Source organism: Ruegeria sp. O5 (genome assembly GCF_056535105.1).
In genome coordinates, this window is sequence record NZ_JBQERN010000003.1 from 170813 (window position 1) to 185567 (window position 14755).

Sequence of the window (14755 nt, forward strand, 5' to 3'; positions counted from 1 at the left end):
GCCAATGACCCAGTCGACCCGCACCGTTCTGCGCAACCAGCTCAATCAGGCTCTGGCCGCGATCAGGGATGCGTGGCGGGTGATGCTGCGCCGGGGGCCAAGCCAGATCCAGTTCTGGTTCATCGCGCTGGTCATTGGTATCGCTGCCGGATTCATGGCGCTTGGGTTCCGCAAGGCCATCCGCGCGTTGCAGGCCTATCTCTACGACACCGACGACGTTCTGCTGCTGCACAGCCATGCCGAGAAACTGCCGTGGTTCATGGTCCTGATCATCCCGATCATCGGTGGGCTGGTCGTGGGCGTGATCCTGAACCGGTTCACCAGTGACGGGCGCGTCAGGTCTGTCGCTGATGTGATCGAAGGATCCGCCATCACCGACGGGCGGGTCGAGGTCAAGGCCGGAATTGCCTCGTTCTTTGCCTCGCTGATCACGCTCAGTTCGGGTGGGTCAACGGGCCGCGAAGGCCCCGTGGTGCATATGGCAGGGGTCATCTCCACCTGGGTCAGCAACCGCATCCATGCCGACGGGATCACGGGCCGCGACTTGCTGGGCTGTGCTGTCGCCGCCGCCGTATCAGCCAGCTTCAACGCCCCCATCGCCGGGGCCCTGTTCGCGCTCGAGGTCGTGCTGCGCCACTTCGCCGTGCATGCCTTTGCCCCGATCGTCATCGCCTCGGTCGCCGGAACGGTGATCAACCGGTTGGAATATGGCGACGTTACCGAGTTCACGCTGGAAACGCCCGGATCGCTGCAATTCTATGTCGAACTTCCCGCCTTCCTGATCCTCGGCCTGATCTGCGGCTTTGTCGCGCTGCTGCTTATGCGGTCGATCTTCTTTGCTGAAGATATCGGCAGCCATATCCAGAACCGCTTGTCCATTCCGGGCTGGCTGCGCCCGGCCGTGTCCGGCGCGATGCTGGGGCTGATGGCGATTTGGTTCCCGCATATCATCGGTGTCGGCTACCAAACCACGATCCGCGCCCTGACCGGTGATCTGGTGCTGACTACCGCGATCCTGTTTGCGGTGACCAAGACAGTGGCTGTGGCGATCACCATGGGCGGGCGCATGGGGGGCGGGGTGTTTTCACCGTCCCTGATGATCGGCGCGCTGACCGGGCTGGCGTTCGGACTGATCGCCACTGGGCTGCTGCCGGATGTGTCCGGCACGCATACGCTTTATGCCTTTGCCGGAATGGGCGCGGTGGCTGCTGCCGTTCTGGGTGCCCCGATCTCGACCACTCTGATCGTCTTTGAACTGACCGGAGACTGGCAGATCGGCCTTGCCGTGATGGTGACTGTATCCATATCCACCGCATTGGCGTCGCGCCTTGTGGACCGGTCGTTCTTCCTGACCCAGCTGGAACGCCGCGATGTCCACCTGGCCGCCGGGCCGCAGGCTTATCTGCTGGCGATGCTGCGCGCCGGGGCGGTGATGCGCCCCATCGGGGATGACCGCTCAATCACTGCGGACGAGGCGCGCGCCCTGATCGAACAGGGCCTGTGCATTCAGGCCAGCGCCACGCTTGAGGCCGCGATGCTCTATTTCGACCGCGACGACATACCCTGCATTCCGGTTATCGTTCTGGAACAGGACGGGTCCGAGACACCCGTCGGCGCGCTCTACCATGTCGACGCGCTCAAGGCGTACAACCGGGCCCTTGCAGCCACCGCGGCCGAGGAACATTCATAAGGCTCCCGCGACCGGGACAAGCGTTCCCAAAGCCTCCGCTGAAACCCTGTCCGGCACCTCTAGATCTGCTCCACCTTCACCGAGTCTACCGGATAAAACGCCAGATATCCCTTGATCTCGGCCACGGCGGAAATCGGGTCCTCATAGCTCCAGACCGCGTTTTCGGTCACCGAGGATTTGTTGACGATGGAAAAATGCGTCGCGTCACCCTTGCCGGCGCAATGCGTCACCTTGTCGGTCTGGTCCAGAAACGCCATCGCAACATCGCCGCGCGGAAAGTAAATCACCGGAGCTTTGTCGCCTTCGTGCAGTTCCAGCGCGTTGCTCGTTTCGCCCAGAATCGCGCCGCCCGAACGGACAGTCCATTTGCCCGGCGCTTTTTGGATCGTGATCTCAGTCATTTCTATTCCTTCCGTCGACGTATTGGGGCCTCTCCTCTGCCCGTTCTATGTAACAGGCGGGTGTCAGATCGGCGCAGTTGCGGCATCCAACCACAGTTGCGCGTCATGTCCCAGCCTTGGGCGGATTTTTTCCGCGACGTCGCGATGATAGGCGTTCAGCCAGCGGCGTTCGTCAGGCGTCAACATATCAACCATGATCAGCCTGCGGTCAATTGGCACAAATGTCAGGGTGCGCCAGCACAGCATCGCGCGTTCCGCATCGCCACCGGGCAGGGCCGGGGCTTCTTCCACAACCACAAGGTTTTCGATGCGGATGCCAAAGGCCCCTTCGCGGTAATATCCCGGCTCATTCGACAGGATCATGCCGGGTAGCAAGGGGACATGGCTGACCTTCGACAGGCGCTGAGGCCCCTCATGCACGCTCAGATAGGCCCCGACGCCGTGTCCGACACCATGGTTGAAATCCTGCCCCGCCGCCCATAGCGGCGTGCGGGCCACGCATTCGATATCGCGCCCGGCCAGCCCTGCGGGCCAGCGCAGCATCGACATGGCAATCATGCCCTTCAGCACGCGGGTGAAGCAGGTCTTTTCCTCCGCCCCGACAGAGCCGATGGCAAGCGTCCGCGTGATATCGGTGGTGCCATCCAGATATTGTCCGCCACTGTCCAGCACCAGCAGATGACCGTCCTGCAACCGGCTGTCGGTCTCGTCCGTCACGCGGTAATGCATGATCGCGCCGTTCGGACCCGTCCCGGCAATGGTATCGAACGAGATATCCTGCAACACATTGTCCCTGCGGCGGTTTTCTTCCAGCCGCGTGACCACCTGCGTCTCGGACAGGCTGCCGGGGGGCTGTGCGTCCAGCCAGCACAGGGTCTCGACCACCGCCACCGCATCGCGCAAATGCGCCTCGGCGCTGCCCGCGATTTCGGCCGGGTTCTTGCAGGCCTTGGGCAGGGCACAGGGGTCGCCGCCATCCACCATGGCATCGCCCAACGCGTCCGCCACGATCTGCGGCACCGTGCTCAGGTCCACCTGTACCGCACCGTCCAGCGCTGCCACCGCGTCCAGAAACTCCGCAGGGTTGTGCACCGTCACCTTCGGGTCCAGATGATCCTGCACCTCCAACAGTTTTGCCGCTGCCATGAACAGATCGACCCGGCCGTCGTCATGCAGGGTCGCAAACCCGTGGGCCACGGGGTTGTAAGCGATATCCGACCCCCGAATGTTCAGCAGCCACATGATCGAATCCGGCAATGTAATCACCGCAGCCTTTCGCCCGGCCTGCCGCAGGTCTGCGGCCAGTCGGGTAATCTTGCTGTCAGCGGTTTCGCCCGCAAACTCGATCGGATGCGCCTTGACCGCCTGCATCGGCGGTTCAGGCTGATCCACCCAAATGCGGTCCACCAGATTGCCGCAGCGCACCAGTTCGATGCCTGTACCCTCAAGCTCGCCAAGCGTGGACGAGATTTGCCCTGCCGCGTGCAACCACGGATCAAAGCCCACCTTACCACCACCGGGCAACTGCTCCTTCAGCCATGCACTCAGGCTGATGTCAGGCCACGGCACCGGCGTGAACACATCCGCGACCTGCGCCTTGACCTGCGTGCGATACCGCCCGTCGATGAACACACCGGCCATGCCGGTCAGCGCAGCACAGAACCCGGCCGATCCCGTAAACCCGGTCAACCAGGCCAGACGCTCATCCCGCGGGGCCACATACTCGCCCTGATGCGCATCCGCACGCGGGATCAGAAACCCGTCCAACCCTTCGCGCACCAGCTCAGCGCGCAACGCAGCCAGACGCGGCGGCCCCTGCTCGGGCCGCGCGGTCACCTCAAAGGACTGGAACATGCTACACCTCCCTCAGCCGGGCGGTCGATATCGCCGCCTTTTCATCTTTTGGGAAATACTCCCGCCGGAGGCAAGGCCAGCCTAGCTGACCTTCTTCATCCCCATCACCCGTGCCCGCGCGCGCGGATCACTGTCGAACAGGGCCGCCAGTTGTTCCGTCATCGCACCGGCCAGCTGTTCCACATCGGTGATCGTCACCGCACGGTCGTAATACCGGGTCACATCATGACCGATGCCAATCGCCAGCAGCTCGACCATCTTGCGCTTCTCCACCATGGCAATCACATCGCGCAGGTGCTTTTCCAGATAGTTGGCGGGGTTCACGCTCAGGGTTGAATCATCAACCGGAGCCCCATCCGAAATCACCATCAGAATCTTGCGCTGCTCGCGCCGCGCGATCATCCGGCGATGCGCCCATTCCAGCGCCTCACCGTCGATGTTTTCCTTCAGCAGGCCCTCTTTCATCATCAGGCCCAGATTGGGCCGCGCCCGCCGCCACGGCGCATCGGCGCCCTTGTAGATGATGTGGCGCAGGTCGTTCAGACGGCCAGGCTGCTGCGGGCGGCCATCGTTCAGCCATGCCTCGCGCGCCTGTCCGCCTTTCCACGCCCGCGTGGTAAAGCCCAATATCTCGACCTTCACATTGCAGCGTTCCAGCGTCCGCGCCAGAACATCGGCACAGATGGCCGCGATCGAGATCGGACGCCCCCGCATCGACCCTGAATTGTCCAGCAGCAGCGTCACCACCGTGTCGCGGAACTCGGTGTCTTTTTCGACCTTGAAACTCAGCGGAGTGGTGGGGTTGGCGACAACGCGCGCCAGACGGCCCGCATCCAGAATGCCTTCCTCGCGGTCGAATTCCCAACTGCGGTTCTGTTGCGCCTGCAACCGGCGCTGCAACTTGTTGGCAAGGCGCGAAACCGCCCCTTTCAAAGGCTCAAGCTGCTGATCCAGATAGGCCCGCAGACGTTCCAGCTCGGCCGGTTCCGCCAAATCCTCAGCGGCAATCTCTTCATCATGCGTGCTCAGATAGACTTTGTAATCCGGATCGGCCTCGGATGCGGGCGGCGGGGCAGGCGGCTCCAGCGGCGCTTCGCCATCAGGCATCTCGGCCTCGTCACCCAGCTCATCCTCGGCCATCTCATCCATCGAGACCTGCGCCTGAGATTGATCCTGCTGCTCTTCCTGCGTCTGCTCAGGCGTCGCATCCGCGTCCTGCTCGTCCTGATCATCCTGACCGGTGCTGTCGGGATCGGGCTGTTCCTCGGCGTCGTCCTCGGCCTGATCCTCCTGCTCGTCGTCCAACTCGTCGGGGTCATCACCCAGCTGGTCGCCATAGCCCAGATCCTTGATCATCTGCCGCGCGAACTTGGCAAACTCCGCCTGATCCGACAGCACGTCATCAAGGTTCTCCAACACGCCACCGGCCTGTTCCTCGATGAACCCGCGCCACAGGTTCATGATGTTCTCGGCCGCAGGCGGCAGATCGCGCCCGGTGGCCAGATGCCGGATCAGATATCCCGCCGCCACCGACAAGGGCGCATCGGCAGGCTGCTTGCACTGGTCATATCCGCGCCGGATCGCCTCATGCCCGATCTTGACGTCGATATTGCTGGCAGTGCCGGGCATGTCCCGCGCGCCCATCGCCTCGCAACGCGCCGTTTCCATCGCCTCGTACAAGTCCCGCGCCATATCCCCCGGAGGCGCATAGCGCGCATGGGTTGCGTCATCATGATACCGGCGCTGCAACGCCAAAGCGTCCGCCGTGCCGCGCGCCAGCAGAACCTCTTCCCGCGTCATACGCCGAGACACCTGCGGCAGCCGCATCGACTCGCCCGACAGGCCCGACGGATCGACGGTATAAGTTACCGACAGCTCAGGATCATCAGCCATGACCTTGGTGGCCTCGGCCAGCGCTTTCTTGAACGGATCAGCGGGGTTGTCGTTGGGTTTGCTCATCAGGCAGGTCCGGTCTTGTTCTGTCCCGGCAACCTAGTGCTATTCAGGGGCCTTGACCATAGGGCCAACCCCCTTTTCCCATCGAACCAGCACACCTGTACAGCAGGTTCTTATGCAATCAGATGCACTTGCCCCATTTAACCTATAGTCCCAGCTAATCACTCACCAGTTGGGAGATACTCAGGTAGCGAAACTTCCTGGGTGTTTTTCGAGTAGAAATCGCGACCATACTTAATAGTGATAGCGTGCGTGAATTCCGCACATGCAATTGTGTGGGCAGCGAGAAGTCTGCCTTCGTGAGCATTGTAAGGTTCGCCATCGTTAAGTTTGATTGGTGCCCAGTAGGTTTCGCCTTGGCTTCGCCAGTTTTTTTCCCAGCCGAGTGCTACTTTTTGCGCATCTGCTAAAACCGACATTCCTCCTATGGCCTCAAGTATCCAGTCGGCGGGTAGGTTGGTCTGAACTGTGTCGCCAAAGTAGATTTCGCGTGGCTTGGAGGACAAGTTGGCTATCTCCGAACCAACTAGTCCAGCTAGTGCGTTGGCATAGTTCACAGCCACACAGTGTTTGATCTTCTCGATTTCTGAAGCACCGGTCGGAAAAACGCTTGAAGATAGTTCGGCGTGCGCCAGAGTGGGCAACGAAATTAACGCTGCACCTATCGTTAGTCGTATCACCAATTAGCCCAAGCTCGCGCTCGCGGCGCTCTCCGGCAGCTCTTCATCAAAACAGCGCTGATAGAACTCGGCCACGGTCTGACGTTCCAACTCGTCGCACTTGTTCAGGAACGACAGGCGGAACGCATAACCCACATTGCGGAAAATCTCGGCATTCTGGGCCCAGTTGATCACGGTTCGCGGGCTCATAACCGTCGACAGGTCGCCATTCATGAAGGCGGTCCGGGTCAGATCAGCCACGGTGACCATCTGGCTGACGGTCTTGCGGCCCTCGGCGGTGTTGTAATGCGGCGCCTTCGACAGCACGATCATCGTCTCGGCGTCATGGCTCAGATAGTTCAGGGTCGAGACCAGCGACCAGCGGTCCATCTGTGCCTGGTTGATCTGCTGCGTGCCGTGATACAGACCCGTGGTATCGCCCAGACCCACGGTGTTTGCGGTGGCAAACAGGCGGAAACACGGGTTCGGCGTGATGATCTCATTCTGGTCCAGCAGGGTCAGCTTGCCATCATGTTCCAGCACCCGCTGGATCACGAACATCACGTCGGCACGGCCCGCGTCATATTCGTCGAACACGATGGCGACGGGGTTGCGCAGGGCCCAGGGCAGGATGCCCTCGTGGAATTCGGTCACCTGCTTGCCGTCGCGCAGTTTGATCGCGTCCTTGCCGATCAGGTCGATCCGGCTGATGTGGCTGTCCAGGTTCACGCGCACGGCGGGCCAGTTCAGGCGGGCGGCGACCTGCTCGATATGGGTCGATTTGCCGGTGCCGTGATAGCCCTGAATCATCACCCGGCGATTATGGGCAAAGCCCGCCAGGATCGCCAATGTCGTCTCGGGGTCAAACTTGTAGGTCGGGTCGATGACGGGCACACGGTCGGTGGCTTCGGCAAACCCTTTGACCTTCATATCCGTCTCAATGCCAAATACGTCACGGACCGAGATATCTTCGGTGGGTTTTGCGTTTACATCGATCGATCCGTCAGCCATTCGCCTTGTCCTTATCCTTTGGCCCGTATTGCCGGGTTTGAACCCGTGTGTGGTGCAACATATTGCGGGCAAGGGCAAGGGAAAGCCGCCCGCTCGGAAAGGTGAGCAGGTTTTTCTTTCAAACTGGCCCTATTGACGCGCGGGTGATCCTCAACTGCGACGGGTACAAGGCACAGATCACGCCGCGTTTCTCAATGACAGCGCGGCCTGATCGGATGCAGATGCCGAACCATGTGTCCGAAATGCTGCATGCAGGTGGGCATTCGGCAAACTATATGTTGTGGAAAGTGACCTTATCAGACATATAAAATGGTCTTATGGGGCGTTTTATAAGTGATCGGGTGTTGGTGAAACGGGAATGCCGGGTGCGGCTCCGTCTGCAATGTTGCTCTGGGTCGAGTGATCAGCAGGCGTCGATATCTGCCAACATGGCCTTGGTGACGCCAGGTGGCATTTAGCGTTCTTCTCCATACGGCCAAGACAACGGGCCAGAACGATCTCATCGTCCAGAACACGACACAATCCGCGATCATCAGCGGATCGATGGTGTCGTTTGACGGGGGCGCGACTTTCCAGCCTTACACCTATCTGGGGCAAGGAAACTACCGCGGAACCGGGGAAACCGGAGAATTCATTCAGGTCGGCGGGCAAATCTACGCCTGGGATGCCAATAACCCAACCGGTCCGATGACCACGGGCAACTGGAAGATCACCCCGAATGATCTGAACCCGACCGATCCGCCCTGTTTTGTTTCGGGCACCCTGATCGAAACGGATTGCGGCCCGCGCCCGGTCGAGGATTTGGCTGTGGGCGACCGGGTTTGCGTGGCCGGTGGGACCACGCTGCCCATCGAATGGATCGGCAAACGAACACTCAGCGCGCAAATCCTGCGCATCCGGCCCCAATACAACCCGGTTTGCATCCGGCGCGATGCGTTGGGCAAGGGCCTGCCGGACAGGGATCTTTACCTCTCTCCGCAACACCGGGTTGTGCTGGGGGGCTGGCGGGCCGAGCTTTATTTTGGCGCGCCAAGCGTGTTCTGCGCGGCCATTCATCTGGTCAACGATGATACCATCCGGCAGGTGACGACGGATGAGGCGGTGACATACTACCATATCGCCTGCGCCGAACATGTGATCCTCACCTCGCACGGTCTGCAAAGCGAAAGCCTGTTTCCGGGCGACATGGCGCTGAAATCGCTGCACCGCGACGATGTCGAGGAACTGCGCGCGCTCTTTCCGGGGTTGCTTTCAGACGCAGGACCGCCCCCCCAAACGCGCCTAAGCTGCCTGACCGGGCGCGAGGCACGCGCGTTGCGAGACGTGTTCGCAGATTAGTCCCGCGTTGCGGAAATCGTGGCGCCACTGATAGGCGCGCGTACCCGGACGATACCTCGCTGTTGGACGCTATGGCGCAGTAGTTGCTAATCAGGGACCAATCAAACAAGGATTGACGTCTTCATCCGCCGGGGATCACACCGGCATGGCACAGGTTTCAAGACCCGCTCATCCCACCCATTGCCCAATCGGCATGGGTCTCGATAACACTGGCCACGGAAAGTGCCTTTTCCGCGATATCCTCCGGTGTGTCCTCTGCGAACGCAATGCGGGTCATCCTGTCGTGCATCGCTTCCGAGGTGTAAAACTCAAAGGCCCGCGTATTGCCGGGGCTGTTCCAGAATGCGGTAATCCAGATCGAGTCCCGCCCCGGAATACAATATGCACACCAATCGCGCCACAGACGCAGCACCAATTCGGTATCCGGGCTTGCGGCGACCTGTTCGAACAGCGACTCCAGCGGCCATCCTGCCAGGGCGAACATGCACAGCGTATCGTCCAGACAACCGCGATCCCGTGCCATCTCGCGTTTCAGATATGCGCGCTGGAACCGGTCTAGAACCTGCCATTCCTCGGGCGACCAGTTCTTCGGGTTGCCGGTTTCATACCGGTTCAGGCTCACCTCCAGCCCAACGCTGGCGGGGTCTTCGTCCACGGCCAGAATCTCAAGGATCCGGGGCAGCAGGTATCCCCATGTGTTGCGGGCTATCCCCGCAGGATCACAAGCGGCAAAGAACCAGTCCTGAACGTAATGCAGGGGCAGCTCGGCAATGGGCGGCGTGAAGAAATCCGCCTCAATATCGGCGTCCATGCAGCAGCCTTCGCAAACTTCGATACTGCTCGGCTTTGGATAGGCGAAAACCCTGTAGGCTTCGCTGACGATGTCAGAAAACGGATGATCCGGCGGGATCTTGGCTTTTGGCGGTTTCTGCTCTTTGCGTGCCACGGTGCTTGCATCCAACACGGTTATTTCGGGGCAGGGGCCCGTCGGTATCACTCCTGAACGCTACGAAACCCGGATCGTTGCGTAAAGCTGTGGTCGCGTGTTCAAAGCGAAAACCAAAGCTCGTCCTTGCGAAAACCACCTTTCACAAGGCGATCCGCTTTCAACACATCCGGAAACTCGTCCTCCCAGTCGCGGAACCTGTCATTTGTCACGATACGCGCCCTGCTGTCCCGCGCGGCCTGCAAGATCAGGGGATCTGCCGGCGTGCCTTTGGGCGCCACCATGACTCGCTTGGCCCGCAAGCCCAGGGCGCGGCTCAGCGCCCGGTCGTTCATGTATTCCCCTTCGACCTTGTACCCGACATTCGCATCGAACACGACGCCCGGTTTGAACCCGGCTTGCTTCAGGCTGGCCAGAACCTGCCGCAACGTAGCCAGATCCGGTGCGCCGTCTTTCCAGTGCATCACGTTCGACCCGTCGACGATGATCCATGTGTTGGCCCTGCGCCAGCCGAACCAGGCCCGGATCAGAAGGATCGTACTGGCGAACACACAAAGCAGGGCCAAAAGGAACAGCCAGTCCATCTCGGTTGGATAGAACTGCGCCACGACCAGCCCGCAAAGTGAGGCAAGCAGCAAAAAGAAAGGCATACGCACAGCGGTTGCTCCGGGAAAAGCACTGTTTCAATTCCCACTACTATTGCGGGAATTGAAACAGGTTTCCAGACAGCATCCTCACAATCCGTTCAAACTGTGTAAACAGCTGGCGACTGACGGCGGCCCTACTTGAAATTCCGGCTGTCCTTGATCTGGTCCCAGGCCCAGACGACCTCTTGCAACTGCTCTTCCTGCGACCGGTCGCCGCCGTTCATGTCCGGATGCAGCACCTTGATCAGCTTCTTGTACGCCTTGCGCACTTCGGTTTTGGACCAGCTGTCATGGGCTTCCAGAATCTCGATTGCACGGCGTTCAGTGGGGGGCAGGCGACGTCCGCCACCACCCGAGGTGCGCCCCTTGTTCTGCGTGCTGTTAGCGCCCAGAACCTGATGCGGGTCCTCAATGCCCAGACGGGCCCAGGCGCGCGCCTCCGGGTCTCCCATCGGCTTGGTCTCACGTTCCCAAACCTTGTCCTTCGAGCGTTGCGCGTTCAGCTCGGCCTCGGTGGTGCCGTCGAAGAAATTCCACTTCTGGTTATACTCGCGCACGTGCTGCTGGCAGAACCAGAAATAGTCATCCAGCACATCCGGTGCCTTGGGGGCGCGGAACTTGCCCGGCTCGTCACACCCGTCGTGATCGCAGATCCGGACCGAGGTCTCGGACGCGCCCGACATGCCCCGGCGCCCACGCGGGTTCTTTTTCTTGGCGCTGGAAACGGACATATCGAATCCGAAGGGGTCTGATTTCGCCATGCTCTATCCTCACGAACGCATCTTTTCGACTCGGAGGCAGCAGTTTAGTCTAAGCAGCCGAAAGTAGAAGAGGGGGGCGGCAAAAATTTTGCCGCTGAGCAAAAAAATGAGCGTGACCGACGAAATCCGAACCTGCCTGCAAGCCGCCTTTGACCCGCATGAACTTGACGTGATCGACGACAGCGAAAGCCATCGCGGCCATGCAGGCCACAGGGAAGGCGGCGAAAGCCATTTCAACGTCCGCATCCGCGCCGCCGCATTCGCCGGTCAATCCCGCGTCGCCCGCCACCGGGCCGTGCACAAGGCGCTGGGCGATATCGTGCCCCGCATCCACGCGCTGGCGCTGGATATCGGAACCTGACGCTGCGCCCTATTCTGCGCTCATCTGCGCGGATGGGGTCGAGGCCGAGATCGCATATTCCTCATCCGTCATGACGTCTTCGATCCCCTCGAACAGAGGCGTCGACAGGTAACGCTCGCCCGTATCCGGCAGCATCACCAGCATGACGGATCCCGGCGCCGCGGTTTCCGCCAGATTCATGGCCACCGCAAAGGTCGACCCGCCCGAGATCCCGGTGAATATCCCCTCTTCCGAGGCAAGGCGGCGCGCCCATTCAATCCCTTGCGGCCCCGGAACAGGGATCAGCTGGTCGTAATAGGCGTTGTCGATGGCTTCCTGAAGGACCCATGGAATGAAATCCGGCGTCCAGCCCTGAATCGGGTGCGGCTCGAAATTGGGGTGGCTTTCGGTGGGCTGGTGATCGTCGTTGCGCGTGTTTACATAGCCTGATGACACGATGGCGGCATTTGCCGGTTCGGTCAGGATGATTTTCGTATCGGGCCGCTCTTTGCGCAAAACCCGTGACACTCCGGCGACCGTGCCGCCGGTGCCATACCCTGTCACCCAGTAATCCAGCTGCTTGCCTTCGAAATCCGCAAGGATTTCCCGCGCGGTCGTGTTCTCGTGAATATCGGCATTGGCGGCAGTCTCGAACTGGCTGGCCAGAAACCACCCGTTTTCCTCGGCCAGTTCCTTGGCCTTGGTATACATGCCGAACCCCTTTTGTGCCTTGGGGGTCAGAACAACCTTCGCGCCCAGAAAGCGCATCAGCTTGCGCCGCTCGACCGAAAAGCTTTCGGCCATCGTCACAACCAGCGGATATCCCTTGGCCGCACAGACCATGGCAAGCCCGATCCCGGTATTGCCCGATGTCGCCTCGACAACCGTCTGGCCGGGTTTCAGCCGCCCATCCCGTTCTGCCGCCTCAATGATATTCAGCGCCAGCCTGTCCTTGACCGACCCCGCCGGATTGAACGCTTCGAACTTCACATAAACGGTCACATGCTCCGGCGCGATCCGGTTGATCCGGATACAGGGCGTGTCGCCGACTGTATCAAGGATGCTGTCATACAGGCGTGCCCGCCCCTGTGTCTGCCGAATACCCATTTCAAAGTCCCTCCCGGTTGTCCGGCTAACATGCCACAGATTTCGCTGGGTTGATAAGCACATATCGCGCCCGCAGCGCCAAACCTGCCCGCAGGACAGCTGCTCAATCTCCGGTCGACAGCGTGTTTCAGGTGTGACCGCGGGTCAAACCCTGATCCGTCTCAGGCGTCTTTCTTGTCGCCCGCGGTATCCGTGTCCTGGTCAACCTGTTCCCGGCTTTTCAACGACAAGGGCGGCTCATGCGCGTCTTCCGAAATTGGTTTCGGCGCGGCCACCACACCGGGGCCGGGGATCGGTTGGGCCAATGGGGTGTCGTCAAACTCGGGTACGTCTCCGATCACCGACGCATCGACTTCCTCGGCCACGACCCGCCGGAACACCAGCACATTGCGCCAGTTTGTGGTCGATCCGGTCAGGCCCGAGCGTTCCTCGCTGGGCAGCAGCTCGGCGCGCTGGTATTCCCAGCCGTCCTGCGCCATCTGGTTCAGAACCTGTTCGACCGAGACCGCAAAGCGGCCCTCGGCCGTTTTCACGCCCTTGGCTTTCACGCCCTTTTGCGGCGCGGGGACGACCTTGTATTCAAAAAGCTGCATCAAGTGTTCCTAAATACCTGTTCACGCCAACTTACCACGCTGACCCCCGGGTGAAAGAGCCGTCGCCCGACCGTCGGTTTTCAGCCCTGATTATTGCCGCCAGCCTGTGCCGCCTTGGTCACAACCGACAGGCACAGCTCGGTCGCCACTGCCATGTCCTGTACCGATATCCACTCCAGCGGCCCGTGAATGCACTGCATTCCGGTGAACAGGTTGGGGCAGGGGGTGCCGAACTCGGTCAGGCGCGACCCGTCGGTGCCGCCGCGGATCGGGACCGACAGCGGCTCGATCCCCAGCTCGCGGCAGGCGTCGCGCGCCAGATCAACCGGTGTCATGTCGTTTTCCAGCCAATAGCGCATGTTCCTGTACTGGTGGCTGATATCGCAGGTGATGGTCGCGCGCGGTTCCGTGGCCTGCACGGCCGCACAGACCTGCCGCACGATGTCACGTTGCGCCTCAAGGCCCTCCATCTCGAAATCGCGCAGGATCAGCTTGATTTCCATCTCGGACGACCCGCCGCTCATGTCGGTGACATGGATGAACCCGTCGCGGCCATCGGTTGTTTCGGGTGTCATGGTGGCCTGCGGCAAGGTCTGCACGATCTTTGCCGCCAGATGGGTCGCGTTCACCATCTTGTCCTTGGCCAGTCCGGGGTGGATTGATACCCCCTCGATCCGGATCACGGCACGGTCGGCCGAAAAGCTTTCATATTCGATCTCGCCCACTTCGGCACCGTCCAGAGTATATGCGAAATCCGCCCCCAGATCCTTGGGCAGCTGTTCGGTAACGCCGCGCCCGATTTCTTCATCCGGGGTAAAGGCAATGCGGATAGGCCCGTGCGGGATATCCGGGTTTTCGATCAGATGCCGGGCCATAGTCATTAGGATCGACACCCCGGCCTTGTCATCCGCGCCCAGCAGGGTGGTGCCCGATGCCGTGATCAGATCATGTCCGATCTTTTCGGCCAGATAGGGGTTCTCGTCCGGAGACAGCACCAGATCCGGGTCGTCCGGAAAGGAAATGTCGCCACCGTTATACCCCTTGATCACCCGCGGCTTGACGCCCGTTGCATTGAACTGGGGGGCCGTATCCACATGCGCAAGAAAGCCTACCGTCGGGCCGGGTGCGGTGCCGGGGATGGTCGCGACGACCACGCTGTCACCTGTCAGCGTCACATCGCTGGCGCCGATCTCGGTCAGTTCCTGCTTCAGCAGGTTCAGCATGTCGAACTGTATCTGTGTGCTCGGCGTGGTCGCCGAGGTCTCGTCGCTCTGACTGTCGATCGCCGCGTAACGCACCAGCCGATCTTTGAGTTCCTGATCAAATCTGTTCTGCATGATACCTCACCTCTCTGGGTCGGAAGAAAGGGTGCAATCACAGGCGAAGTCAAGCCGATGAGCTGACCCCATTTCTTAAGAAATCGTGGAAATCTGATTGTACAAACCTGACAAT

The 14755-nt window shown here is 60.7% G+C and carries 14 protein-coding genes; 3 read left to right on the plus strand and 11 right to left on the minus strand.

Annotated elements, in window-relative coordinates; genetic code table 11:
* Nucleotides 1-4 precede the first annotated feature (4 nt).
* Nucleotides 5-1690 (plus strand): chloride channel protein, encoded by a 1686-nt coding sequence (locus tag ACR0M3_RS06980; RefSeq protein WP_480910044.1) that lies wholly within the window; start codon nucleotides 5-7, stop codon nucleotides 1688-1690.
* Nucleotides 1691-1749: 59 nt separating this feature from the next.
* Here the strand turns inward: ACR0M3_RS06980 and ACR0M3_RS06985 are convergent, their stop codons facing one another.
* The 5 genes from ACR0M3_RS06985 to cobS form a co-directional block, all read right to left on the minus strand.
* Nucleotides 1750-2091, minus strand: coding sequence for a DUF427 domain-containing protein (locus ACR0M3_RS06985; RefSeq protein ID WP_267363889.1), 342 nt, complete (start codon nucleotides 2089-2091; stop codon nucleotides 1750-1752).
* A gap of 63 nt (nucleotides 2092-2154) precedes the next feature.
* Nucleotides 2155-3945 carry an aminopeptidase P family protein gene (locus ACR0M3_RS06990; protein ID WP_480910045.1) on the minus strand — a complete coding sequence of 597 codons (1791 nt, stop codon included), beginning with the start codon at nucleotides 3943-3945 and terminating at the stop codon, nucleotides 2155-2157.
* An 81-nt stretch (nucleotides 3946-4026) separates the two neighbouring features.
* Complete coding sequence (gene cobT / locus ACR0M3_RS06995) at nucleotides 4027-5904, minus strand: cobaltochelatase subunit CobT (RefSeq protein WP_480545744.1); 1878 nt, start codon at nucleotides 5902-5904, stop codon at nucleotides 4027-4029.
* A 158-nt stretch (nucleotides 5905-6062) separates the two neighbouring features.
* Nucleotides 6063-6545, minus strand: coding sequence for a hypothetical protein (locus tag ACR0M3_RS07000; protein WP_480910046.1), 483 nt, complete (start codon nucleotides 6543-6545; stop codon nucleotides 6063-6065).
* A gap of 39 nt (nucleotides 6546-6584) precedes the next feature.
* Entirely contained in the window at nucleotides 6585-7571 is a 987-nt protein-coding gene (gene cobS, locus ACR0M3_RS07005; RefSeq protein WP_209504507.1) for a cobaltochelatase subunit CobS, read from the minus strand.
* Nucleotides 7572-8018: 447 nt separating this feature from the next.
* Between cobS and ACR0M3_RS07010 the strand changes: the two genes are divergently transcribed.
* Nucleotides 8019-8909, plus strand: coding sequence for a Hint domain-containing protein (locus ACR0M3_RS07010; protein WP_480910047.1), 891 nt, complete (start codon nucleotides 8019-8021; stop codon nucleotides 8907-8909).
* Between the two features lie 157 nt (nucleotides 8910-9066).
* Here the strand turns inward: ACR0M3_RS07010 and ACR0M3_RS07015 are convergent, their stop codons facing one another.
* From ACR0M3_RS07015 to ACR0M3_RS07025, 3 genes are all read right to left on the minus strand, one after another.
* Nucleotides 9067-9855: a hypothetical protein gene (locus tag ACR0M3_RS07015; RefSeq protein ID WP_480910048.1), complete on the minus strand. Its 789-nt coding sequence runs from the start codon at nucleotides 9853-9855 to the stop codon at nucleotides 9067-9069.
* 101 nt (nucleotides 9856-9956) lie between these two features.
* Nucleotides 9957-10505 carry an NYN domain-containing protein gene (locus ACR0M3_RS07020; protein WP_480899142.1) on the minus strand — a complete coding sequence of 183 codons (549 nt, stop codon included), beginning with the start codon at nucleotides 10503-10505 and terminating at the stop codon, nucleotides 9957-9959.
* Nucleotides 10506-10636: 131 nt separating this feature from the next.
* The gene (locus ACR0M3_RS07025) at nucleotides 10637-11263 is read right to left on the minus strand and encodes a J domain-containing protein (protein ID WP_480475989.1); all 627 of its coding nucleotides are present in this window, start codon (nucleotides 11261-11263) and stop codon (nucleotides 10637-10639) included.
* A 106-nt stretch (nucleotides 11264-11369) separates the two neighbouring features.
* Between ACR0M3_RS07025 and ACR0M3_RS07030 the strand changes: the two genes are divergently transcribed.
* Nucleotides 11370-11624 (plus strand): BolA family protein, encoded by a 255-nt coding sequence (locus tag ACR0M3_RS07030; RefSeq protein WP_267365906.1) that lies wholly within the window; start codon nucleotides 11370-11372, stop codon nucleotides 11622-11624.
* Between the two features lie 9 nt (nucleotides 11625-11633).
* Here the strand turns inward: ACR0M3_RS07030 and cysK are convergent, their stop codons facing one another.
* From cysK to pepT, 3 genes are all read right to left on the minus strand, one after another.
* Nucleotides 11634-12710, minus strand: coding sequence for a cysteine synthase A (gene cysK, locus ACR0M3_RS07035; protein ID WP_480899034.1), 1077 nt, complete (start codon nucleotides 12708-12710; stop codon nucleotides 11634-11636).
* 161 nt (nucleotides 12711-12871) lie between these two features.
* The gene (locus ACR0M3_RS07040; protein ID WP_480910049.1) at nucleotides 12872-13303 is read right to left on the minus strand and encodes a DUF4177 domain-containing protein; all 432 of its coding nucleotides are present in this window, start codon (nucleotides 13301-13303) and stop codon (nucleotides 12872-12874) included.
* Nucleotides 13304-13383: 80 nt separating this feature from the next.
* Entirely contained in the window at nucleotides 13384-14640 is a 1257-nt protein-coding gene (pepT, locus tag ACR0M3_RS07045) for a peptidase T (RefSeq protein WP_480910050.1), read from the minus strand.
* Nucleotides 14641-14755: the final 115 nt, after the last annotated feature.

Bases quoted from the DNA above. Each gene is read 5' to 3' on its own strand.
- ACR0M3_RS06980 (WP_480910044.1), top strand. From the start codon at position 5: ATGACCCAGTCGACCCGCACCGTTCTGCGCAACCAGCTCAATCAGGCT.
- ACR0M3_RS06985 (WP_267363889.1), bottom strand. From the start codon at position 2,091: ATGACTGAGATCACGATCCAAAAAGCGCCGGGCAAATGGACTGTCCGT.
- ACR0M3_RS06990 (WP_480910045.1), bottom strand. From the start codon at position 3,945: ATGTTCCAGTCCTTTGAGGTGACCGCGCGGCCCGAGCAGGGGCCGCCG.
- cobT (WP_480545744.1), bottom strand. From the start codon at position 5,904: ATGAGCAAACCCAACGACAACCCCGCTGATCCGTTCAAGAAAGCGCTG.
- cobS (WP_209504507.1), bottom strand. From the start codon at position 7,571: ATGGCTGACGGATCGATCGATGTAAACGCAAAACCCACCGAAGATATC.
- ACR0M3_RS07020 (WP_480899142.1), bottom strand. From the start codon at position 10,505: ATGCCTTTCTTTTTGCTGCTTGCCTCACTTTGCGGGCTGGTCGTGGCG.
- ACR0M3_RS07025 (WP_480475989.1), bottom strand. From the start codon at position 11,263: ATGGCGAAATCAGACCCCTTCGGATTCGATATGTCCGTTTCCAGCGCC.
- ACR0M3_RS07030 (WP_267365906.1), top strand. From the start codon at position 11,370: ATGAGCGTGACCGACGAAATCCGAACCTGCCTGCAAGCCGCCTTTGAC.
- cysK (WP_480899034.1), bottom strand. From the start codon at position 12,710: ATGGGTATTCGGCAGACACAGGGGCGGGCACGCCTGTATGACAGCATC.
- ACR0M3_RS07040 (WP_480910049.1), bottom strand. From the start codon at position 13,303: ATGCAGCTTTTTGAATACAAGGTCGTCCCCGCGCCGCAAAAGGGCGTG.
- pepT (WP_480910050.1), bottom strand. From the start codon at position 14,640: ATGCAGAACAGATTTGATCAGGAACTCAAAGATCGGCTGGTGCGTTAC.